Consider the following 21,852-nt stretch of genomic DNA (forward strand, 5'->3'; position numbering starts at 1 on the left):
GGAAATCATCTTCTATTTAGCTTAGCCGATAAGCAAGAGCATCTACTGTTGACTAACTACGCACAGCAAGTCAATAGTAGACTTGAAACTGAAGCATACGGCCATTCCACTATTCACTGCTAGCGGCTGAGCTAAACACCCGATCAACAAAAAAGCCGCTCCTATGGGAGCGGCTTTCTTTTTAACGAAGTAGGGCAAGGTTTAGAAGAACTTGTTCCGCTCGTCTTTGATGTCGGCGCTGTTCTTTACGGCTTCGTAAATCAGCCCATCGGCACGACCTTGGCGCTGGGTGGCCAGTTGCTTTTTCACGGCGGCTACGTCGGTGGCGGCGGTGGGCATCTGCACACTCACGGGCTCCACAATCAGCACGCCTTGCTCGCCCTGAATGGGAGCCGACTTCTGACCAGCTTTCAGGCCAAACACCTTACCTACGGCTACCGGCTCGCTGCCAAGACCGGGAATAGTGCCCGTTGCGAGTACCACACCTTCGGCCGTTTTCACTTGGGCCTGCGAGCCGTATGTGCCCGCAATTTGCTCCAACGTGCCGGTTTTACCGTTCAGCTTGGCAATGATCTGCTTGGCTTTCTCTTCGTTGCGAACAGCGGCTTGCAACTCCGGTTTCAGGCTAGCTACGTCGGCAGTGCCCTTGCTCCGCTCACCGGTCAGCACCGCAATTACGTACTGGTCGTTCATGTCGAACACCTCCGATACGTCGCCTATTTTGGTTGACTTGGCAGCGGTACCATAAGCCCAGCGTACAATTTCGCGGGCGTTTTGCAGATTGTTCACGGCCCGGTCGTTGCGGCCGAGATTTTTAGCTTCCTGCTTTTGCAGCGTTTTATCCTTGGCTACCGCCTTACGGAAGGATTCTAGGTTGGTGGCTTCGCCTTTCAGCGCCTGAGCTTTACTGTAGGCGGCTTCGCTGGTGGCCTCCGAAGGCGAAATTTTCTTTTGCACGGCCGCCAGCTGATAAGTTTTCGTGGTTTTGGGAGCCGTGATTTTAACGATGTGGTAGCCGAACGAGGTCTTTACCAGGTTGGGCAACAGGCCGGTTGAAGAGGCGCCGAAAATGGCTTTTTCAAATTCTGGCACCATGCGGCCCTGCGTAAACCAACCCAGGTCGCCACCCGTATTTACGGTGCCATCAGTACCGAACTGGCGAGCCATCGTAGCGAAGTCGGCGCCGCCCTTGATTTTGTTGAGCACGTCGGTAGCCTTGGCCTTGGCAGCAGCATCAGCTTCGGGCGTAGTGCCATCGGCCTTGATGAGGATGTGGCTGGCACGAGCAGCAGCCTGCGCTCCGGCCTTCTCGCCCGTTACTTTGAAGAGGCTAATCGTGCCGTTTTCCGCGTAGGGACCGTACACTTTGCCTACCGTGAGCGGCAGTTGCTCGCGCAGCTTCTCGGGCATTTCGGCCGGCGAAACGTAGGCGCGGTTGAATTTCTGGTCGGAGTTCAGGTTTACGAACAGCGAATCGTTCGGGGCCGTGGCAAACTGCGTAGCTAGCTGGTCGACGCTTTGGCGAATAGCGGCGCTGTCTTCCTTGGAGGCTATCACTGGGATGCTCACGTACTCGATGGTACGGCCATCTTCCACTTTGTAGCGGCCTTTGTTTTTGTCGAGGTAGGCCTGGAGCTGGTCGTCCGTCACTTTCACCGCCGAGTCGGAGATGGAGAAGTATGGCACGAACAAGTAGCGCATTGAAGCTTTTGTATTCTGGTCCTCATCGAAGCGCTTGGCCTCGGCGGTGGTCACGTAAGAGCTGAGCTTGAGGAGGTTGTTGTACTTCTGGCCCATGCGCTCCGGCCCCAGGTTGGATTCGAAGTTGCGCCACGCCGCTTGAGCATCCGGGGGCAGCTTGTCGAGACCTTGTAGGTATTCGATAATTTTGGCGCGGTCGAACTGGCCGGTTTTCTGGTCGGTGAAAGCCTGCCGGATGCTAGGGTGGATGTTTTTGCCCTGCACCATGTCGGTTAGCTCTTCGTCCGATACGGTCAGCCCAAGCTTGTCGAACTCCTTCTGGAAGGCAATGCGGTAAATCGTTTGGTTCCAGGCCTGGTCGCGCAGGTAGCCCATTGTTTGCTCGTCGGGCTGGCGGCCTTGCTGCTGCGCAAACGCCTGCTTGGCTTGCTCCAGGGTTTTGTTGAAATCCTCGACCTCTACTTTTTCGCCGGCGATTTCGCCCACTACGTTAGCGTTGCGGTTGAACAGCCGGTTTTTCCCTCCAATGAGGTCGCTGCCCACGATGAAGAACAGCATGCCGATGGCCACGGTGCCCACGGCCCAGCCTGATTTTTCTCGAATCGTGTTGATTAAAGCCATTTACTTGAAAAAAAGCGCAGTATGAAAAAGCGTAATGGAGCGCAAAATAACCAGAAAAAGGCGAAGTTGTGAAATGAAGCGGCGGCTAATCCGCGCAACTTCTTCATTTCACAACTTCGTTTCCTACTTGCGGCGCTTATTGCGAGGCACCGGCTTGCGAGCAGCTTGGGGCTCTGACTTTTGGGGTGGCTTGGCCTCCGTCCGCGGCTTTGTGTAGCGGTAGAGCAGCACGCACACAAATGAAATCATGAACAGCCAGTAGTTGTCGAGCAGCGCGTTTTCGTCGCCCATGCGCAACACCGTTTGGTAAGTGCCGATGACGAACGAGACAACAGCCAACGAAAACAAGATGGTGCGCCCAAGGCCCGGGGCCCAGAATCGGTTCATGCAAAAAGCTATTTATTAGGCGCCGGAGTGGGCTTCACCGCCGGCTCATCGATAGAGAATACTCCCACCGGCTTGAGAATGGTATAGCGCGAAAAATCCTGGTTGGCCGTCAGGCCGTAGCCCGTCAGCACCTCGGTCGGAGTCTGGATGCGCACCATTATGGTGGTATCGTTGTAGATACGCTGCTTAGCCTGATCGAAGTACATTTCCTCGGTCTTCATCGACTGTTGCTTCTCCTCATTGCTCACCCGCACGTCGCCCCGAATGAAATACAGGTTTTTGGCCTTGTCGTAGCGGCCGTAGTTGCCGCGCAGCGTATTGAGCACCTTCGCACCACCTTCGGTATAGAAGGTCACGTCGATGCCTTTCGGGTAGAGCTTGTCGCCATTCTCGAACTGCTGTTCCAGCGGCGCCATGTACTTGATCTGCAACTTGGCCGAGTCGCTGTAGAGCGTTAGCACGTTGCTGGTTTCCAGCAGTGGTCCTTTGTATTCAATCGGCTTTTTCTGCGCCGCCGGGTCCGACTTCTGGCAGCTGCCCAGAGTCAGCCCCACGCCTAGCAGTAGTGCCAGCAAGGGCTGGGTAACACGGTTCCGGTGTTGGGCAGGCATACGGCGCTTATTCAATCCGGCGCTTGATAAACCAACGATTGTTGAGCGAGATACCCACTTGGGCGCGGATGTAGTTTTCCTTTACGTTGCGCTCCGTTGCGCCGTTGCTCAACGAGCGGGTGTCTGTGTTGCCGCGCTGCCCGTACGTGAAGCCGAGGTTGAGTGTGGTTGCATCCAGAGCCGTGGCCGAAACCGGGAACGAGAAGCCCCAGCTCACTGCCCGATCGTAGAGTACGTCACCGCCCGGGCGGTACGGCAGCTGCGCCACCGAAACACCAGCGCGGTAAGTCACGCGGCGGAAGTAATTGTCAACGGAACCAGGATCGGGCGAAAACTCACCGCCTGCGGCAACCCGCCAGGTGTCGTTTAGCGCCACGCCTGCGGTGCCGCCAGTTTCGTTGAAGGCTTTAAACTTCGACCACTCCTGCCGGGCTACATCTGCGTTGATCGACCAGCTCTTGTTGTTGTCGAGGCTGATACCGAATTGCGTTAAGGCAGGAATTGTGGCGCTGCCAGTACCATTCTCTAGCACGATGCTTTGTGCTATTTGGTTGCCGGCTGCGGCTTGCCGGTCCAAAGTCAGGGTCCGGTCGCCGCCGAGCTTGGTTTGAAGGCTGTAAGTAGCGCCTACGTTGTAGTTGAGCTTATCGGTGAGCTTGCTGCGGTAGTGCGCTCCGCCCCGAAACTTGAAGTCCGAGTAGTGCACATGCTCCAACCGAACCGTTCTGTCCAGCTCATCGGGGCTAGTCACCACGTCGGGCACCACTTGTGTCGCCGTCGACTGATCAATGCTCCCGAAAATATAAGAAGCCGCCACCCCCACCGACAAGCCTTTGGCTATTCGTACGCCGTGCGCCATGTAGGCTTCCGAAAGCTCGCCCGTGCCGATGTATTGGTTGAGTTCCTGCGCCAGCGTCGGGTTATTGTTGACGCGCCGCGTTTCTATCGATTCGTAGTCGACGGCGCTGTAGGGCTTGAGGCCAATAGCGGCTCCCCAGCGGCTAGACAGCGGTATGGCCAAAGCCAGGTAGTTGAGGTTGGCACTACCCGTTTTTTGCGAGCTAAGGTTGTTGCTTACCGTTTTGTACTGCCCTACCGCCGTAGCTTCCCAGGTGGTGCGGTTCATATAAAACAGCAAGGCGGGGTTCAGCTCGTTGACGTGTACGCCGTTGGGAGCAGCCAAGCCGACGCCGCCCATTCCCATTTGCCGGACGCCGCCCGTATTGAAGTAGGTTTCGCCTAGTCCGAGGCGGGAATAGGGAGAATTGCCGAGGCCTTGCCCGTAACCGCGGGTTGCGGTGCCGAGGCCCAACAGCGTCAGTCCCAGCAGCCCGGCGTATTTAGAGTTCAACATTGTATGCCAATATTCGGTGGAGCCCAATCAGCACGAGCTCCGGAATGCCAAAGATACGGCCTTTCAGCCGGGGTTGAAAAAATGGAGCGTCGCCGCCGGCCAGCACCACGCCAAGCGCCGGGTAGCGCTGCTGGTAATTGGCAATGAATCCGTTGACTTCCGCCACGGCACCGTTCAGTACCCCGCTCCGAATTGCAGATAGCGTATCGTCGCCGGTGAGGGGAATGGCCGAGGTTGCGTCTTCTGGCATCTCTACCAACGGTAGCCGCCCCGTAAACGCGTGCAGCGCCCGAAAACGCATACTCAGCCCCGGCGCAATGCTGCCGCCCCGAAACGTATGCCCGCCCTCTACAAAGTCACACTTGATAGCTGTGCCGGCATCTACTATGAGCGTGTCGTGGCCGGGCCGCAGCCAGGCCGCACCTACGGCCGCCGCCAGCCGGTCGGCACCGAGGGTGTGGGGCGTGGCGTAGGCGTTGTGCAGCGGCAGCGGTGTGGTAGCTGAGTTGAACTCCAGCACTGCTCCACGCAACTCCGGCCGTAGCATATCGGCCCACTCCGCTGTTGGCACCGCTACTGAAGCCACAATGGCGTGGTCTGGCTGCAACCGCCGGACAGCTGCCACAAGCTGCTCCTTGGTTTGACCAGTGGCCGTTTCCTGGAGCACCGTGTCCTCGAAGCAGCCGTATTTCACGGCCGTGTTACCAATATCGAGAGTGAGCGTGCGCAAATTGGGAGCAGTGAGATGATGGGAAAGAGAAGTTGGAATGCGGACTGCTAGGCAGTCTGCATTCCAACTTCTCTTTCCCAAGAGCCAGCCCGCAAGCCGGCGGTTGCGTCTTACATGAAATACTTCAACCGAATAACCTCCCGCTCGTTCAGGAAGCGCCATTTGCCACGGGGTAGGTCCTTCTTGGTGAGACCCGCATACTGTACCCGGTCCAGCGACACCACATCGTAGCCTAAATGCTCGAAAATGCGGCGCACGATGCGGTTGCGGCCAATGTGAATCTCGATGCCCACGAAATGCGGGTTGCCAGCCACTACGGCCACGTCGTCTACTTCGGCCTTGCCGTCCTCCAGTTGCACACCTTCAGCAATCTGGCGCAGGTGCTCCTCGGTCAGCGGTTTATCCAGCTCCGCTTGGTAGATCTTCTTGTTGCGGTGCGAGGGATGCGAGAGTTTCTGCGCCACTTCACCATCATTCGTGAATAGCAGCAGGCCCGTGGTATTACGGTCTAGGCGGCCCACCGGGAAGATGCGCTCCTTCGAAGATTCTTTGACAAGGTCCATTACCGTGCGGCGGCCTTCCGGGTCTTCGGTGGTCGTGATGGTGTCTTTGGGCTTGTTGAGCAGCACGTACACCAGCTTCTCGCGGTTGAGGTTGGTTTTGCCGTACTGCACAGTATCCGTGGGCTGCACTTTGTAGCCCATTTCCGTCACCACTTGCCCATTCACCTTGATTTCGCCGGCTGCAATCAGCGAGTCGGCTTCGCGGCGGGAACACACCCCAGCGTTGGCGATGTAGCGGTTCAAACGCAGCTCTCCGTTGTCTGCATCTTCTTCCTGCCGCCGACGCTTGTTGCCGCGGGTCTTGTCCTCTTCGTAATACTTCAGGTTCTTATAGTCGGGAGCTTGGCCCGCTACTTCACCGTACTTGGGTTTGTCGGCCCGGTTAGAGGGAGCCGCATCGCGCCCGAACCGGGCCGGAGCCGGCCGTTCCGGGCGGGCGCTGGAGGGGCGTTCTGGTCGGGCGTCGCGGCTGCCGAAGTTCCGGCTGGCCCCGAAGCCACCTTCTTTTCGGTCGCCAAAGCTACGGTTACCGAAGCCGCTCCGTTCGCCGGTGCTGCGGCTGCCGAAACCACCTTCGCGCCGCTCGCCAAAACTGCCGCGTGGCCGTTCGCTAGACTCCTCATTCCGCTCCCGGCGAGGAGCTGGCTGATCATCGAAACCTTCTGGGCGCCCCCGGAAATCGAAAGGACGCGCCGGCCGGATTTCCCGGTCGGGTCCGGTATTCTCGTCGCGGTTTGGCCGCTCAACATTTGTTTCGCGCGGCGTGAAGCGGCTTGGCTCGTCGCGTTGATTCGGGTCTGTTTTAACAAACTTTCGGTTGCGCTCGCCAGCAGCACCGCGTGGTACGGCTGGTCGGCCCTCCTGTCGGTACGGCTGACCTTCCCAAGTCTTCTTGGGTGCAAACGTGCGGACGGGCCGCTCGTCGTTGCCACGGGCGCCATCGAAATTGTTGCCACGGCGGTCATCGTCGCGGCGAGGAGCGTTACGATCAAAGGACCGGCCGCTTTCGTTTGCGCGGTTGCCATGTGGGCGGTTGCCGCCATCATTGTCGCGGCCCCGATAGCCACCGCCAAATCCTCCTTCGCTGCCCCGGCTGTAATTGCCAGCACCAGGCCGGCTGGCTCCACCAAATTTCTTCGGGCCACCAAATCCTTCGGGACGGGCGCTAGAGCTTCGGCCAAAAGACGGCCGGCCCGAGAACTCTCCCCCACCCCGGTTGGAGTTGTCGCTGTTGCGGTTGTTGCCGGTCCGCTCCCGATTGTCGCCACCAGAGCGTGGAGCGCCGCCAGTTGGCCGGTCGCTACCACCGCGGGGGGCAGTAAATTTCTGATAAAAGCCAGACCCACTCGGGTTGCTGGAAGGTCGGTCGGTGCGGCTTCGACGGCCGGCCGGGTTACCGGCGTTGTGCTTCTTGCCCATGGTTGCAAGGATGAGTGCCGTATCGCTACGGGACAGGTGAAAATTGTGATGCTAGGTAGGTACCGGTTTTGGCGCCTTCACAACGAGCAAGACCAGAAAACAGTGCCCGGACCACCGGTTGGCTTGCGCAGATGGCAGGCCAGCCGGTGGTCCGGGCTTTGCAATGAGTAGAGGTCGACTTTAGTCGCGGCGGGCCATTTTGGCTTCAATGGAGTGCTGCGTGTGAGGTACCGCGCGCAGACGCTCTTTTGGAATCAGCTTGCCCGTGCCAATGCACACCCCGTAGGTGCCATTCTTGATGCGGACCAGAGCATTTTCTAGCTGCTGGATAAACTTCATTTGGCGCGACGCCAGCTGGTTCAGGCTTTCTTTCTCGGCCGTATCGGCGCCGTCTTCCAACACTTTCGATGAAGAAGCCGTGTTGTCAGTGCCCATATCGTTTTTGCGGCTCAGAGTTTCTTTGATGAAAGCAACCTCTTTGCGGGCGGCGGTCAGCTTATCCTGGATGATTTGCTCAAACTCAGCCAAATCCTCTCTGGAATAGCGCATGGTTTCGTCACTCATGTCGGGGTCGGAAAAGTAAACTAAAAATGGAAGAGAGAAGATGTTGCTGGAAAAGCGAGCCGAACTCCTCGGGTATCGCGCTAACAGGAGAGTTCAGAAATTAGTTTATCCTGCCTTTCTCCTCGTAGCGCTGTATTCTGAAGAATACGCTAGCCATCCCAGCTTTTTCGCGCGCAAAGCTACGCTTTTGTCCGACAATTACCCGTGCTAGTTCCATCATTGCGTAGCTAGCTCGGCAGCTATGGCTCAGAAACTTAGCATATGGATGGCGGCTACTGCGCCTTCCACGCCCTTATTGCCGTGCTTGCCACCGGCCCGGTCCCAGGCTTGCTCCAGCGTGTTTGTCGTTACTAGTCCAAAGATGATGGGCTTGTTGAATTTCAAGCCGACGTTGGTGATACCGTTGGCTACCGCGTGGCAGATGTAGTCGTCGTGCTTGGTTTCGCCCTTGATGACCACGCCCAAGCAAATGACAGCATCTATCTCCTCGTGCTGAGCCAGAAATTGGGCTCCTAGAGTCAGTTCGAAGCTGCCGGGCACGGTGTTGCGGAAGATGTTTTCCTCTTTGGCGCCGTGCTTGAGCAAGGTTTCATAAGCACCTTGCGCCAACGTATCGGTTATTTCCCGGTTCCATTCGGCCACTACCAGCCCGAAACGCTTTTCGGAGATATCAGTGAAATGGTCGGAATTGTAATCGCTCAGATTTTTGAGGGCAGTAGCCATGTTTGATGATGTGCTGATGAGTTGAGGTGCTAATCGGTTAAATCCCGAATTGTTTGGCGTAGCGGCTGCCAAAAACGGTAATTGGCTGAGTCAGGAGTTTGGCTTTAGGCTTAGCCCGAAATGCAAACTGCACCCTTCTATCTTCAGAAGAGTGCAGTTTGCAAGAATCAACGCTTACTTTATTTGCCGCTCAGGGCTTCGGCGCGGGCTTTATACTGACGGGCCTCGTTTACTTCGAAGGAAGCTGGATATTCCGTCACGATACGGTCGTAGTCCTTGATGGCGCCTTCGTAGTCTTTGGCCAATTCGCGGGCCGTTGCTTCTTTCAGCAGGTAGCCGGGCGTGAACTGCTCGTTGGCGTTGTGGTTAGCCGCCTTGTTGTAGAAGTCGGCGGCTTCCTTGTACTTGTTCTGTTCCAGGTTGGCATCACCTAGCAAAGCGTAAGCGCGGGCCTGCACCAGCAAGTCATTCGAGGAGAAGTCTTCCAGATAATCAGCAGCGGCTTTATACTGCCCTTGCTTGAGAGCCGCCACGCCAGCGTAGAAGTTGGCCAAGTTGCCGGCCTTCGTACCGCTGTATTCGTTTGCCACCGACTCCAAGCCGACGTATTGACCGTCGCCTTTCATGGCTTTCTTCAGTGAGTCGGCTTCCCAGTAATTCACTGCCTGAAACATGGCGGCCTGCGCTTTGCCGTCTTGCGACGAGCGCCACGTGTAGAAAGCAAAGGCTCCCACAATGGCTAGCACCAGTACCGTCAGCACACCTAGCAGCACGTTCTTATTGCGGCGGATAAAGTCCTCCGACTCAGCCAGTCGGTCGGCTAGTGCATCGGGATCTTCCAGCAGCGGGTGGGCTGCGGGAGCATAAGCTTCGTTGGCAAGCGGGTCAGCCGAAACGGGATTTTGGGGCTGACGGGCTCCGGGCGTTTTACCCGTGAAAGGAATTTTCGACATGAGTGGTTTCTAAGAACGGCGGCCGAAGCCGGGTAAAGTCCGCGGCAGATTTAGTCGTGGATGTAAGGATAATCTTGCTGTACGTAGACGTCTTTGAACAGCTCGTCGGCAGTCGGGTAAGGAGAGGATTCGGCGAAATCCACCGACTCCTGCACTTGGGCTTTCACTCGCTCATCAATGACAACCAGATCTTCTTCAGTTGCCATCTGGTGGGTCAGAATGGTGTGGCGCACGGACTCGATGGCGTCGCGGGAGCGGTAATCTTCCAGCTCTTCTTTGGTGCGGTACTTGGCTGGGTCACTCATGGAGTGGCCCTTGTAGCGGTAGGTTTTGAACTCCAGGAACGTGGGACCTTCACCGGCGCGGGCACGCTCGGCGGCGCGGGCTACGGCGTTGTGCACGTCTTCCACGTTCATGGCATTCACCGGCTCCGAAGGCATATCGTAGGCCTCTCCCAGCGTGTACAGTTCCGTCACGTTGGAAGTGCGCTGTACCGAAGTACCCATCGCGTAGCCGTTGTTTTCTACTACAAAGATGACGGGCAGCTTCCACAGCATCGCCATGTTGAATGCTTCGTGCAAGGCACCTTGGCGTACGGCACCATCGCCCATGGAGCAGATGCAGAGGTTGCCGGTCTTGTTATATTTCTCGGCGAAGGCAATGCCCGCGCCCATCGGAACCTGGGCCCCCACAATGCCGTGGCCACCCATGAAGTTCACTTCCTTATCGAACATGTGCATGGAGCCGCCCTTGCCTTTCGAGCAGCCCGTGGCTTTGGCGAATAGCTCAGCCATGATGGCGTTGGGCGAGGTGCCCAGAGCCAGCGGGTGGGCGTGGTCCCGGTAAGCCGTAATCCACTTGTCGTCTTTCTTCAGGGCCGACACGGCACCGGCTACGCAGGCTTCTTGCCCGATATAGAGGTGGCAGAAACCCTTGATCTTTTGCTGACCGTAAAGCTGGCCCGCCTTCTCCTCAAACTTACGCATGAGCTGCATCTGCTCGTACCAGCGCAGGTAGGTTTCCTTGGGAAACTGAGGCTTGGCAGGAGTCGTGGCTTTCGGCGTTTTCACCTTGCCTTTCGTAGCAGCTTCAATAGCCGCGTCCGTTGGGGGCAACACCGGGTCTGGCTGCTGCTTCTCGATTGAGTCAGCAACAGCATCGCCGCCGCTTTTGACTGCGGGTTTCTTCGCCGACGTTTTCTTTGCCGAATTGGAAGCCGCCGGGGCAGCCTTTACTTTCGTCTCCGCCATCTTGCTTTCAGTTGTTCGCGTTTGGGATGCGAAAGTACGTAAAATGATTGCAATTGCTAACCCCAAGCATGATACTCGAAAGCCTGCATTTGCTGTTCTTCAAAAACTACGACGAAGCGAATCTGCGCCTTTCGCCGCGCATCAACTGCTTCGTCGGCGACAATGGAAGTGGCAAAACCAACCTGCTAGACGCCATTCATTACCTCTCCCTGACGAAGAGTGCTTTCACCTCCGTCGACGCCCAAAGCATCAAGCAAGACTCGGAGTTCTTCGTGGTCAAAGGCCGCTTTCAAAACCAGCCGGAGCCCAACGATGCAGCGCCCAGCAGTGAAGTTATCCAGGTGAGTTTGCGAGCCGGCCAGAAGAAAGCCGTGACCCACGACAAGCAGCCGTACGAGCGTATCTCCGACCACGTCGGCCGCTACCCCGCCGTCCTCATCTCTCCTTACGATACGGACCTTATCCGGCAAGGCAGTGAAGAGCGGCGCAAGTACTTCGACAGTCTCATCTCCCAGCTCGACCACGAGTACCTGGAGTTGCTTATCTCCTACAACCACATTCTGCGGCAGCGCAACTCCTTGTTGAAGCTAGCGGCGGAGCGGCAAGGCGGCTACGACCGGGAATATCTCTTGGTGTTAGATGAGCAGTTAGTGCCCGCTGGCGAAAAGATTGTAGCAGCTCGGCAGCAATTCCTGCTTGAGTTCACGCCTATCTTTCAGCGCCACTACGAGCAACTCGCCGACAGCCGGGAAGTAGTTACTCTCTCCTATAAGAGTCAGCTACCAGAGGCTGATTTTGCGAAGCTACTCCGCGTACAGGAGCGCAAAGACCTAGCGTTGCAGCGCACCACTATTGGCCCGCACAAAGACGACTTCGTGTTCTTGATGGACGAGCTCCCGGTTAAGAGCTACGGTTCACAAGGACAGCAGAAGTCATACGTCATCGCACTAAAACTGGCTCAGTTTGAAACGCTCGTTGCGCGCAAGCAACACAAGCCTCTACTACTGCTCGACGACATCTTCGACCGGCTCGATGAGAAGCGCATCACTCGGCTGTTGCAACTCGTCGCGGACCATACATTCGGCCAAGTCTTTTTAACTGATACGCATCTAGACCGCACGGATAAGGCCCTTGCCAACCTCACTGAGCACATCAGTCGGTTTCGTGTCGAAAGTGGCACTGTTAGCGCGCTATAAGCAGCTACTCGCACCGTATCTTTAGGTTCTCGCTGGAAAGTCGACGCGGCTCTTTCCCGCGCATTATTCTAGAGCTTGTTCGTGAAAAAACCAAATTCCCCAGAAAATTCGCGCAAAGCCGATATTGTTCCACTCAAGGATAGTATCAAAGCGTTGCTAAAGGCATATCGGCTTCAGGGCAAGCTGAACGAAGTAACGGTGGTAGCAAGCTGGGAAAAGATCATGGGGAAAGCAGTTGCCTTGAAGACGCAGGAGGTCTACGTTAGCAATAGCAAACTCTTCGTTCGGCTCAGCTCAGCTCCCCTCAAGCACGAGCTAGTAATGGCAAAAACCCGAGTGCTTGATATGATTAACACGGAAGTCGGGGAAGTTGTAATTAAGGAGGTGGTATTTCTATAGCGGTGGCTTGCTAAGCCATTTGCCCTCCATGCTTTCACTACACTGGCATAGCCGAGGACAGTGTGCTTTTTGCTGTAGCAAACTTTCCTTCTTCTTCCTATACGGGGCAAAGCTTACTGCTTCTTGCTGTCTCGTATCTCACAAGTAATGAGCAGGCGAAAGCACATACAACAACTCTCCTACCCTCCATTCTTTAGCTGATTAAGGAAAGGCATACTGATTGTGAGTGATAGTATGTATCTCAAAGTAGCTGCTGACCAGAGATAATCTGCTACCGTCGTCTCAGCGATACCTTGACTAACTCGCGATGATGTTGCAGCAAACAGTGCCTGCATAGATGTGGCCAGTTAAGTCTGCTGTTCAACATAAAGCCATCAGATAAAGGCTGTCGAAGCGCCTCCCGTCTGGGAGTCAATTGCACCCAATGTTAATACGCAAGACGCTTTGGTATTGTCTCTGCATGAACAACCTTCTACTTTTTCCTTTTCCCACACACGCTAGAATCATAGAGTCCAGGGGCAAGCTTCGTGCTTTGGCTTCGCTCTACTATTTATTATTCAGGATAAGCCAGCGAATCGTCGACACAAATTATAGAAGCTACCGTGCTTGTCGTTTTTAAACATCAATAGGCACTAAAAGCAATCCACTTATACCTCAGCTCCCCCTTTAACCCCTACAGATACTAGTCCTAATCAGCGGCATGATGGAGTGAATCTATGCTTCACATATGGCTCGCGCCTTGTTATAGATTAGTGGTGTTATCGCAATTATAATTACCTGTGGGTAGTCATTCGTGGGAATGATTTTCACGCTACTGCGCAGAGCTTAATTCGCTCCCACACCTGGCATTGCCCATCCATCTCTGCCATCGTTTTTATACTTCGTTTGAGGAGTGTGCCTTTACCTATATAAGTGGATCACTAACTTCTTTTCTGTCTGAATTCGCGGCGGAGAGCGTGCTTATCCCTTGTCCGTAACACACTACCGAGCCTGTAAATATCAAGCTACCTCTATCCACTGGATTGGGGTCTATAGCTGGGGTTGTGAGCTATAAATCGGACAGTCGACGCTACTGTTAGGCTGACAGAAATGTTTCACGTGGAACAATTTTGTCACCGGGGGCCATACACTTTCACTAGGAGCTCATTGTAAGCTTCCAGCAGGGCAATGTACTTGCTTTGGAGTGCTGTGAGCTGTTTAGCACAGTCTGGCTCAGGCTGTTGTAACGCGGACACCTTAGGTGTTACAGATTGTAAAGGTGTAACACCAACTCGCTGTGTTACAAATGGCAAAGACGCCTGTTGTAACGATGTAAAGTCTTGTGAAAAATCATGTCCAATTATGTCGCCCACTCTTTTTACGAAATCGTAATCAAGTGTCTCTTCTTTAAATTTACGATAAATAGTAGGGCGTGTAATACCAAGCCCATCCACGATGCGCGTGATGGAAATACCACTGTTTTTGATGGCTTCTTGCAGGATTTCGCCTTGATGTGGCATATGTAAGCGGGGGGGATCAAGGGTGTAAATATGACAAATGTGATTCACAAAACAATGTCCGGTGTGTAAATCAGTTTGTGACACACTCTGCGTAACATAAACAAATACATTACAACTGTAAAGCGTGTTACAGATACAATACGTGTAATCCTGTTACATGTTACGATGTAACGCTGCCTGTGTAACACGAGATAAACATTACAAATCAGCCTCTTTGGAGCATATTTTCGTTTATCTTTTGTAACACCGCTCAACGTGCCTCGCGGCTACTTCTCCGTGCAGGCAGATCAAAAAGGAAAAGGCCTGTACGCTTGAGCATACAGGCCATTGTTCTGTCTCAGGAGTCATTACATCTGCTTGCTGTTCTCCTACCACGAAGAGCTACAGAATGGCAAGTAGTCGGTTGGGGTAATCAGTGGTTATGCCTGCTACTCCGAGCTGCAATAGCTGGCTCATCATAGCTGGTTCGTTCACGGTCCAGGGTACTACTCGCATAGACTGCTGCGTGGCAATTGCCATCAGTTGAGATGACACTAACTCGTAGCACGGTCCATATACTTCGGGTACAAAACCTAAGCTTTGGATGTGCTGCTCCAGTGGTATGTCGTCTTCCACGAGCAAGCACAAGGCAAGCTTCGGTAGTTGCCGCCGGACCTCTTGAAGAATGCGCTTGTCGAAAGAAAGTAGAGTGGTGCGCGACGCAATGTTTAACGCCTGCAACTCGGCCAGCACTATCTGCACGAAGGCGGCAGGAGCCGGATGATAATATAAGTCTCCTGCCGGTGTGCTTTTGATTTCGATACTGAACCGTATTGGCGAGCGGCTAAGGTCTCTAGCCAGCGCATCAGCGGCGGTTACCACCTCGCGCAGTAAGGGTTTGTAGGCTGGTAGGTTCCGCTGTTCGGGGAAGCCAGGATGCTGTAGTTGGCCGCAGTCGTAGCGCCGGATGGTGGCGTAGGGAAGCTGGTAGAGGTTGTGTTGCTGTTCCTCATCAAGAGGAATACGCTGCTGTTGCGCATCAAGACAGATGGCGGAGTTCATCCAAGGCTCGTGGGAAACCACTACTTGCCTATCCGCCGACAGCACCACGTCTAGTTCTAGCACGTCGACTCCAAGACGTACGGCATGCAGAAACGCGGGCAAGGTGTTTTCGGGGTATAAGCCTCGGCAGCCACGGTGGCCGTGCACTTCCACTTTTGGTGGCGAGAATAGGTTGGTTGGAGACATGAGCATGAGTACGCTACGAAGCTGCGGCTGCAACAGACGACGCAGCGACTCTGTTCTGGCGTAGCAAAGGCACAGGCGGTAAGCCGGACTCAAACCAGTATTTTCGCGAGCAAACTTCTCTCCTACTCCTCCATGAAGAAAATCTTGATCTTACTTGTACTGGTGGCGCTGGCAGTTGGTGGCTACTTCTACTATCAAAGTCTGAAAGCAGGACCCAAATATGCCTTGATGCAAGCCGCTAACGCCGTCCGTACCCACGACCTGCCAACTTTTGAGCGGTACGTGGACGTAAGTAGTGTGACGGGGAGCCTCGTAGACCAGATAACGAGTCAGGCGGGTGCGTTGGGAATACTCAACCCCGGTGGCATGGTGTTCAAAGGTGCTCTTCGGCTGCTGAAACCCCAACTAGCGCAGGCGGCGCACAAGGAAGTGCAGAGTTATATCGAAACCGGCTCGGTTGAAGCCGCGGCTAAGGCGCGTCCGGACAAGCTGGTTAATGTTTCGTTGATGGGCGTGGCCAGCAAAGTGGTGAATCCCGACAGCGAGTTCAAAGACATCAAGTATGTGAACGAGCAGGGCGACCAGGCGTTGGTAGGGCTGGAATTCACGCAGCCCAAATACGATACGACGCTGGTACTAGAACTGAAAATGCGCAACCGCGGTGACCATTGGCAGGTAACAGAAATCACTAACTCCGGCGAATTGATCAAGCACGTGGCGCGACTAGAAAAGAAGCGAATGTTCGATAAGAAGTAGTTCGGCTACTAACAAAAAGGCCCCGACACGGATGCGTGTCGGGGCCTTTTTTATTGGGTGCTATGGACCACTAGCGGCGCCCGGAGAATAAGAAGTAGATAATGGAGCCTAGAAAAGGAAAGAACCAAATGACAAGGCCCCAAACAACTTTCTTACCCGTCGACCAGTCTTGTTTGATTAGGCTCAGTACAGCAACTACAGCTAGAACTAAGTAGAGAACCCCAAGAATGTTGAGAGAACCATTAGACCGACGGCCGGAGCAGCTGCTCAAGAGGGTAGTAAACGCTAAAGTCAGCGGTAGAAGACGAACTGCCAGACGATTGGCAACAGAAGCAGGTGTGTTCATGGGATTGGAGAGGGTTGGTTTTGCGGGTTCTTTACGCATTCGCCTCTCCAATAGATATTTAGCGACCTTGTTTTCTATTTAAAACTTTGACTTACAACAAGTTAGTTAAATATTCCTGAACTTGCTGCCAAAATTCCAGCGCCGATGAAGGCATCAAGATCAACGTGAGCAGTACACCATACAAGGCACCATAAAAGTGAGCATCATGGTTGATGTTGTCGGCTTGGCGGCGGCCCATGTAGTAGGAATAGGCTAGGTACAGCAACCCGAACACGAAGGGCTGAATGGGAATGGGCAGCGGGAAGATGTAGATGCCGCGACCTGCCGGAGCCACTGGAAACAGCAGCACGCTAGCAAACACCACCGACGACACTCCCCCCGAGGCGCCTAAGCTGCGGTACTCAGGGTTCTGGCGGTGGCGAAGGAAGGTGGGAATATCGGACACGATAATGCCGCCTATGTACAACAGCAGGAAGCACCCAATACCCGCGCCGCGGCCGTAGCTGCCAGCGTACTCGCGGAGCACGATGGGGCTGAAGGAGTAGAAGGCAAACAAGTTGAAGAGCAGGTGCGTCAGGTCGGCGTGTAGGAAGCCGGACGTCAGGAACCGGTACCACTGCCCTCGCTGCTGCACGAGGTAGGGACTGAAGATCCAATTGGCCATGAGCTGGCGATTCGACCAGGCATACATGGAAATGCCCGCAGTAAGGGCAATCAGCACGAGGGCTGGATTGAGGAAGGGCATACGAAAGAGGGAAAAATAAGAAAAGCAGATTTCAGGCTGCTTAAGCACTTCAAACCGTGAGGACGCACTTCGGTGCGCCTGCAACGGCATACGCGTTATAAGACGCCTAAAAACGACGAATTACGGCAGCTTAGCTTTCGCGCTCCAGTAGTTGTAAAGCCAACTGACGAAGCGGCTCTTTGCGGTCGGTAGCAGCGGCTACGCGCTCGAGGTGGAGCAAGGCGTCTTCGAAGTAGTAGTTGATCTGGTCTTCCGTCTGCGGCCGGATTTCCAGCTCGTCATACAGCGCTCGGATTGCCCGTACTTTGGCTTCTGCGTCGGCTATGGGCTGGCCTATATGGTGGGCCAGAACCGTGCGCTGCGTTTCGTTGGCCTGGGCCTGGGCGGTGAGCAACAGGAAGGTTTTCTTGTCGCTCACAATGTCGCCGCCAACGCGCTTGCCGAAGGTGGCGGCATCACCGTACACGTCGAGCAGGTCGTCGCGGAGCTGGAAGGCTACGCCTATGCCTTCGCCGAACTGGCGCAGGTGCTCGGCATCGGCGCGGGTGGCGCCGGCGAGTAGGGCGCCGAGTTCCAAAGCGAAGCCGAGCAGCACAGCCGTCTTCAACCGAATCATATCGAGGTATTGCGCGATGCTGACCTGGGTTTCCGTCTCAAAGTTCATGTCCCACTGCTGGCCTTCGCACACTTCGGCGGCGGTTTGGCTGAAGCGGCGGAGCACGTGAGCCAGCAGCTCGGTGGGTACGTCGAGCAGCAGCTCGTAGGCCCGCACCAGCATTACGTCGCCGCTGAGAATGGCTACGTTGGAATTCCACTTTTCGTGCACGGTAGGTTGCCCGCGCCGGAGCGGAGCCTGATCCATGATGTCGTCGTGGAGCAGGGTGAAATTGTGGAAGACTTCCACGGCCAGCGCGGGCTGCATAACTGGCTCTAGCTCGTCGATGAAAAGGTGGGCGCCTAGCAACGTGAGCAGCGGCCGGATACGCTTGCCGCCCAGGGCCATGATGTAGCGGATAGGCTCGTAGAGCGCCATTGGCTGGTCGCCGTAGTGGAGGCCGGCAAGGCCAGCAGAGAGTTTATCGGTGAAGAAGGAAAGGTCCACGAAAGGCAAATACGGTTCAGGGAGAAAGGTACGCACTGTACGGCAAGCGCAAAGTTTGCCGTAGTGCGAAGAATGCGCTGTCATTGCGAGGAGGCACGACGAAGCAATCCTTCCTCTCACAGCGCAAAGCTTACTGAAGCAGAAAGCCCTTGACGTGTGCTAACGCCAAGGGCTTGTCTGATTAGGGAACTAGTCTCAAAGAAAGGAAGGATTGCTTCGTCGTACCTCCTCGCAATGACAGCCAGGGTTTGTTTATCGGCGGCGCTTGTCCTTACCGCCGGGCCGGCCGCCGCTGCGTTCGGGGCGGTAGTCGCGGGGGCGGCTGTTCTGGCGGCGCTCTTCCTGCTCGCGGCGCTTCACGGCGTCGGGCCGGTTGTCGACCAGCTCGAAGTCAATGGTGCGGTCGAGCAGGTTGGCGGCTTTCACGATGACCTGCATCTCGTCGCCGAACTGGATGATGCGCTTCGTGTTCTTGCCCATAATGCGGTAGTTGTCTTTGTCGAGCTCGTAGAAGTCACCGGGAATCTCGCTCAGGCGCACCATGCCTTCGCACTTGTTCTCCTCGATTTCCACGTAGAGTCCGCGCTCCGTGAGGCCCGATACCACGCCGGTGAACTGCTCGCCAATCACCTCCGACATGAACTCAACCTGCTTGTATTTGATGCTGGCGCGCTCGGCGGAAGCCGCGACTTTCTCCCGCTCCGACGAGTGCTTGCACTCTTCTTCCACAGGCTCCACCTCCACGTTCTTACCGCCTTCCAGGTAATGCTCCAACAGGCGGTGAGCCATCATGTCGGGGTAGCGACGGATGGGGGAAGTGAAGTGCGAATAATGGTCGAAGGCAAGGCCGAAGTGACCCAGCGGCTCGGTGGTATAGGTGGCCTTGGCCATAGTGCGCACGGCCAGCGTCTGGATGACGTTCTGCTCCGGCTTGCCCATCACATCTTCCGATAATTCGTTCAGCTCGGCGCTCAGCTTCTTGGGGTTGCTCAGGTCGAGGTTGTGGCCGAATTTCTTGGCGAAAAGGGCGAAGTTTTGCAGCCGGTCGGGGTCGGGGGCTTCGTGCACGCGGTACACCATCGTGAAGCGCGGCTTGCGGGATTTGAGCTTGAACACGAACTCGGCCACCTTGCGGTTGGCGAGCAGCATGAACTCCTCAATCATCTTGTGCGCGTCCTTGCGCTCCTTCACGTACACGCCCAGCGGCTTGCCGTGCTCATCGAGTCGGAACTTCACCTCCTGCGTCTCGAAGCTGATGGCGCCCTGCTTGAAGCGGGCCGCGCACAGCTTCTTGGCGATGCTGTTCATGAGTACGATTTCCTCGGCGTAGTCGCCCTCGCCGGATTCAATACGCTCCTGGGCTTCCTCGTAGGCAAAGCGCCGGTCGGAGTGGATGATGGTTTTACCGAACCAGGACTCGTAGAGCTTGCCCTTCTCGTCCAGTTCGAACACCGCCGAAAACGTGAGCTTGTCCTCGTGGGGCCGGAGCGAGCAGAGGCCGTTGGAGAGGCGCTCAGGCAGCATCGGAATCACACGGTCGACGAGGTAGACGGAAGTGGCGCGGTGCTTGGCTTCGCGCTCCAGCTGGGTGCCAGGCCGGACGTAGTGCGTCACATCGGCAATGTGCACCCCAATTTCCCAGTGGCCATTCTCCAGCTTCCGAATGGAAAGGGCATCGTCGAAGTCCTTGGCGTCGGCGGGGTCGATGGTGAAGGTGGTGATGGAGCGGAAGTCGCGGCGGCGCTCAATCTCAGCTTGCGGAATGACGTCGGAAATGGACTCCGATTCTTCTTCCACTTCGGTGGGAAATTCAAACGGCAACCCAAACTCGGCCATGATGGCGTTTATCTCGGCTTCGTTCTCACCAGCCGGCCCGAAGCTGCGCGCCACCTCTCCTACCGGTGAGCGGCCAGCATCATCTTCGGGAAACTCCGTGATGCGCACCAGCACTTTCTCGCCATGGTTGGCGCCGTGCAGATTCTCGAAGGGCACGAACACGTCGAAGTAGAGCTTGCGGTTGTCGGGCCGCACGAAGCCGATGCCGCCTTGCAGTTGCAGGCGGCCGACTATTTCGGTGCGGTTGCGCTTGAGCACTTCCACCACGTCGCCCACGGGGCGGCCGTCGCGGGAGCCACGCAGACGCAGGCGCACCGTGTCGCCGTGCATGGCAAATTTCAGCCGGTCCGTAAACACGCGCACGTCATTCTCGCTGCCCTCGCTGATAACGAAGGCATACTTGTCGGTGGCCAGCGCGACGGTACCGATGATGGTATCGGCGGGGCTGCCCAGGCCGGGCCGGCGGCGGTTGTCAGGCTCGTCGGCATCGGGAAAATCGAAGCCCGCGCCCCGACGGCGGTGCACGACGGGGTCCTGGCCAAATTCCGTTTCGATGGGCCGGCCGCTGCGCCGCACAGGCACCGGTATGTTGTCGGATTTGCGCGTTTTGCGGCCGCTGGCGGGCTCGGTAGCCGCGTAAGCAGCCGATGGATCGGTGAGGCGGTATTCGTCGTTCTGAAGCAGCGTGAGCAGCCCGGTCTTCTTGAGCGCCTTCAGGTGGGCGAAAATGTCTTCGCGCTGCTCCTTAGTGGTCACGCCCAGGCGGCGGGAAATCTGGCGGTAAGCAAAGACTTTCGTGGGATTGTCGCGGAAGATGCGAAACACATGATCTTTGGTGATAGTGGCGATACCCTCTGGGCTGCCGGGGGTTGCCTTCGCGCGGGAGGCGCGGGGGGCGGCGGATTCGTCTTTTCTTTTCATTAGAAAATGAGAGCCGCCAGTGGTTGTCGTTTTCGCAGGCGGCGGGGTTGATGAGGAAAAGCCAGAACGGTTTCGGGCTTTTCAGGTGAAGAGTAAGCACCCGCAAGCGGGCTTTGAGGAGATGATACGGAATATATCATCGAACAACTATTGCCGAGCGGAAATGTGAGGTTACGGTTGGGTTATGGCGGCCAGTGCCCGGAGTACGGTTTCGCCAAATTCCGGCAGCGGCCACTCTTTCAGGTCGGATACCTGCCCATCGCCTACCTCCACTACGATGGGTGAACCCGCAATGGTACGGGCCACATCCAAGCTGTAGAACGGCCGGGATACCAGCCGGGGCAAGACGGAAACCAACTCCGGTGGCAGCTTGGTGCCCTGCGCGCCAAACGCCACGCCCGCTACTACGAAAAATCGTTGTTCGGAGTCGGGCTCCAGCTCTGTGAAGTGACGCACGAATAGCACCTCTTCATCCGGGAGTTCATGCCTGGCCCGTAGCTCTTGCCACTGCGCGACCGTAGCTACGACGGAATCGGCGCCGAAGGATTTGACCAGTCCTTTCACGAAGTACCGCTGCTGGGCAGAGAAGTCAGGAGTTTGAGCAGCGGCTTGGAAGGTGCTGGCAAAGGTGAAGTCGGCAATGGCATCGTACCAGCCGGTGGCTTGATGAGAAGCCAGGTACTGATTGGGAGTTACGAGCAACGGGGTCAGCTGTGCCAGCAAGCTGTACTCCGAAGCAGTCAGCATCCAGCCTCGGTACAATGCTTTTTCGGGGCCTGTCGAGAGTGGGAAAAGCTTGTTGGTTTCCAGATCGAACAGCTCAGCCCACATCCCATTGGCGCGGGCCCACTCATATTCGGGTTGCCACAGCGGATCTATAGTTCGTGGTTCGTACGGAAGAGATGGATAGATAATTCGCATACATTAAGAAGTAGCGCGCTACCAGATA

20 protein-coding genes are annotated in these 21,852 nt (G+C 56.0%); 3 read left to right on the forward strand and 17 right to left on the reverse strand.

What is annotated here, in order from left to right; translation table 11 throughout:
• Positions 1 to 201 precede the first annotated feature (201 nt).
• From ACYSMN_RS06890 to pdhA, 10 genes are all read right to left on the reverse strand, one after another.
• The gene (locus ACYSMN_RS06890) at positions 202 to 2,322 is read right to left on the reverse strand and encodes a peptidylprolyl isomerase (RefSeq protein WP_488923115.1); all 2,121 of its coding nucleotides are present in this window, start codon (positions 2,320 to 2,322) and stop codon (positions 202 to 204) included.
• A gap of 123 nt (positions 2,323 to 2,445) precedes the next feature.
• On the reverse strand, positions 2,446 to 2,709 hold the full coding sequence (locus ACYSMN_RS06895; RefSeq protein ID WP_488923116.1) for a hypothetical protein: 264 nt from the start codon (positions 2,707 to 2,709) through the stop codon (positions 2,446 to 2,448).
• A gap of 8 nt (positions 2,710 to 2,717) precedes the next feature.
• Entirely contained in the window at positions 2,718 to 3,320 is a 603-nt protein-coding gene (gene lptC / locus ACYSMN_RS06900) for an LPS export ABC transporter periplasmic protein LptC (RefSeq protein ID WP_488923117.1), read from the reverse strand.
• A 7-nt stretch (positions 3,321 to 3,327) separates the two neighbouring features.
• On the reverse strand, positions 3,328 to 4,674 hold the full coding sequence (gene bamG / locus ACYSMN_RS06905) for a BamG family beta-barrel-assembly machinery protein (RefSeq protein ID WP_488923118.1): 1,347 nt from the start codon (positions 4,672 to 4,674) through the stop codon (positions 3,328 to 3,330).
• Complete coding sequence (locus ACYSMN_RS06910; RefSeq protein WP_488923119.1) at positions 4,661 to 5,404, reverse strand: type III pantothenate kinase; 744 nt, start codon at positions 5,402 to 5,404, stop codon at positions 4,661 to 4,663. The genes bamG and ACYSMN_RS06910 overlap by 14 nt, the downstream gene beginning before the upstream one ends.
• Positions 5,405 to 5,514: 110 nt before the next feature.
• Positions 5,515 to 7,386 carry a pseudouridine synthase gene (locus tag ACYSMN_RS06915; protein WP_488923120.1) on the reverse strand — a complete coding sequence of 624 codons (1,872 nt, stop codon included), beginning with the start codon at positions 7,384 to 7,386 and terminating at the stop codon, positions 5,515 to 5,517.
• A 180-nt stretch (positions 7,387 to 7,566) separates the two neighbouring features.
• Positions 7,567 to 7,950 (reverse strand): TraR/DksA family transcriptional regulator, encoded by a 384-nt coding sequence (locus ACYSMN_RS06920; protein WP_488923121.1) that lies wholly within the window; start codon positions 7,948 to 7,950, stop codon positions 7,567 to 7,569.
• Positions 7,951 to 8,196: 246 nt separating this feature from the next.
• Positions 8,197 to 8,673, reverse strand: coding sequence for a 6,7-dimethyl-8-ribityllumazine synthase (gene ribH, locus ACYSMN_RS06925; protein ID WP_488923122.1), 477 nt, complete (start codon positions 8,671 to 8,673; stop codon positions 8,197 to 8,199).
• 179 nt (positions 8,674 to 8,852) lie between these two features.
• Positions 8,853 to 9,626 carry a tetratricopeptide repeat protein gene (locus tag ACYSMN_RS06930; RefSeq protein ID WP_488923123.1) on the reverse strand — a complete coding sequence of 258 codons (774 nt, stop codon included), beginning with the start codon at positions 9,624 to 9,626 and terminating at the stop codon, positions 8,853 to 8,855.
• A gap of 50 nt (positions 9,627 to 9,676) precedes the next feature.
• The gene (gene pdhA / locus ACYSMN_RS06935; RefSeq protein WP_488923124.1) at positions 9,677 to 10,876 is read right to left on the reverse strand and encodes a pyruvate dehydrogenase (acetyl-transferring) E1 component subunit alpha; all 1,200 of its coding nucleotides are present in this window, start codon (positions 10,874 to 10,876) and stop codon (positions 9,677 to 9,679) included.
• A gap of 68 nt (positions 10,877 to 10,944) precedes the next feature.
• Here pdhA and recF point away from each other — a divergent pair, with 68 nt between their 5' ends.
• Together recF and ACYSMN_RS06945 are read left to right on the forward strand one after the other, a co-directional pair.
• The gene (gene recF / locus ACYSMN_RS06940; protein WP_488923125.1) at positions 10,945 to 12,072 is read left to right on the forward strand and encodes a DNA replication/repair protein RecF; all 1,128 of its coding nucleotides are present in this window, start codon (positions 10,945 to 10,947) and stop codon (positions 12,070 to 12,072) included.
• 81 nt (positions 12,073 to 12,153) lie between these two features.
• Positions 12,154 to 12,471, forward strand: coding sequence for a DciA family protein (locus ACYSMN_RS06945; RefSeq protein ID WP_488923126.1), 318 nt, complete (start codon positions 12,154 to 12,156; stop codon positions 12,469 to 12,471).
• Between the two features lie 1,112 nt (positions 12,472 to 13,583).
• Here ACYSMN_RS06945 and ACYSMN_RS06950 read toward each other — a convergent pair.
• Both ACYSMN_RS06950 and ACYSMN_RS06955 read right to left on the reverse strand, forming a co-directional pair.
• Positions 13,584 to 14,054 (reverse strand): hypothetical protein, encoded by a 471-nt coding sequence (locus ACYSMN_RS06950; protein WP_488923127.1) that lies wholly within the window; start codon positions 14,052 to 14,054, stop codon positions 13,584 to 13,586.
• Between the two features lie 297 nt (positions 14,055 to 14,351).
• A complete protein-coding gene (locus ACYSMN_RS06955) occupies positions 14,352 to 15,203 on the reverse strand; it encodes a glycerophosphodiester phosphodiesterase family protein (RefSeq protein ID WP_488923128.1) in 852 nt (283 codons plus the stop codon).
• 126 nt (positions 15,204 to 15,329) lie between these two features.
• On the opposite strand from ACYSMN_RS06955, the gene ACYSMN_RS06960 reads away from it, so the two are divergent.
• Entirely contained in the window at positions 15,330 to 15,953 is a 624-nt protein-coding gene (locus ACYSMN_RS06960; protein WP_488923129.1) for a DUF2939 domain-containing protein, read from the forward strand.
• 70 nt (positions 15,954 to 16,023) lie between these two features.
• Here the strand turns inward: ACYSMN_RS06960 and ACYSMN_RS06965 are convergent, their stop codons facing one another.
• From ACYSMN_RS06965 to ACYSMN_RS06985, 5 genes are all read right to left on the reverse strand, one after another.
• Entirely contained in the window at positions 16,024 to 16,338 is a 315-nt protein-coding gene (locus ACYSMN_RS06965) for a PLD nuclease N-terminal domain-containing protein (protein WP_488923130.1), read from the reverse strand.
• Between the two features lie 52 nt (positions 16,339 to 16,390).
• Entirely contained in the window at positions 16,391 to 17,044 is a 654-nt protein-coding gene (locus tag ACYSMN_RS06970) for a rhomboid family intramembrane serine protease (RefSeq protein ID WP_488923131.1), read from the reverse strand.
• Between the two features lie 130 nt (positions 17,045 to 17,174).
• Positions 17,175 to 18,146 carry a polyprenyl synthetase family protein gene (locus tag ACYSMN_RS06975; protein WP_488923191.1) on the reverse strand — a complete coding sequence of 324 codons (972 nt, stop codon included), beginning with the start codon at positions 18,144 to 18,146 and terminating at the stop codon, positions 17,175 to 17,177.
• 252 nt (positions 18,147 to 18,398) lie between these two features.
• Positions 18,399 to 20,903, reverse strand: coding sequence for a ribonuclease R (gene rnr / locus ACYSMN_RS06980; RefSeq protein WP_488923132.1), 2,505 nt, complete (start codon positions 20,901 to 20,903; stop codon positions 18,399 to 18,401).
• Positions 20,904 to 21,074: 171 nt separating this feature from the next.
• Positions 21,075 to 21,824 (reverse strand): ATP-grasp domain-containing protein, encoded by a 750-nt coding sequence (locus ACYSMN_RS06985; protein ID WP_488923133.1) that lies wholly within the window; start codon positions 21,822 to 21,824, stop codon positions 21,075 to 21,077.
• Positions 21,825 to 21,852 lie beyond the last annotated feature (28 nt).

It is taken from the genome of Hymenobacter sp. M1-2 (assembly GCF_057808495.1).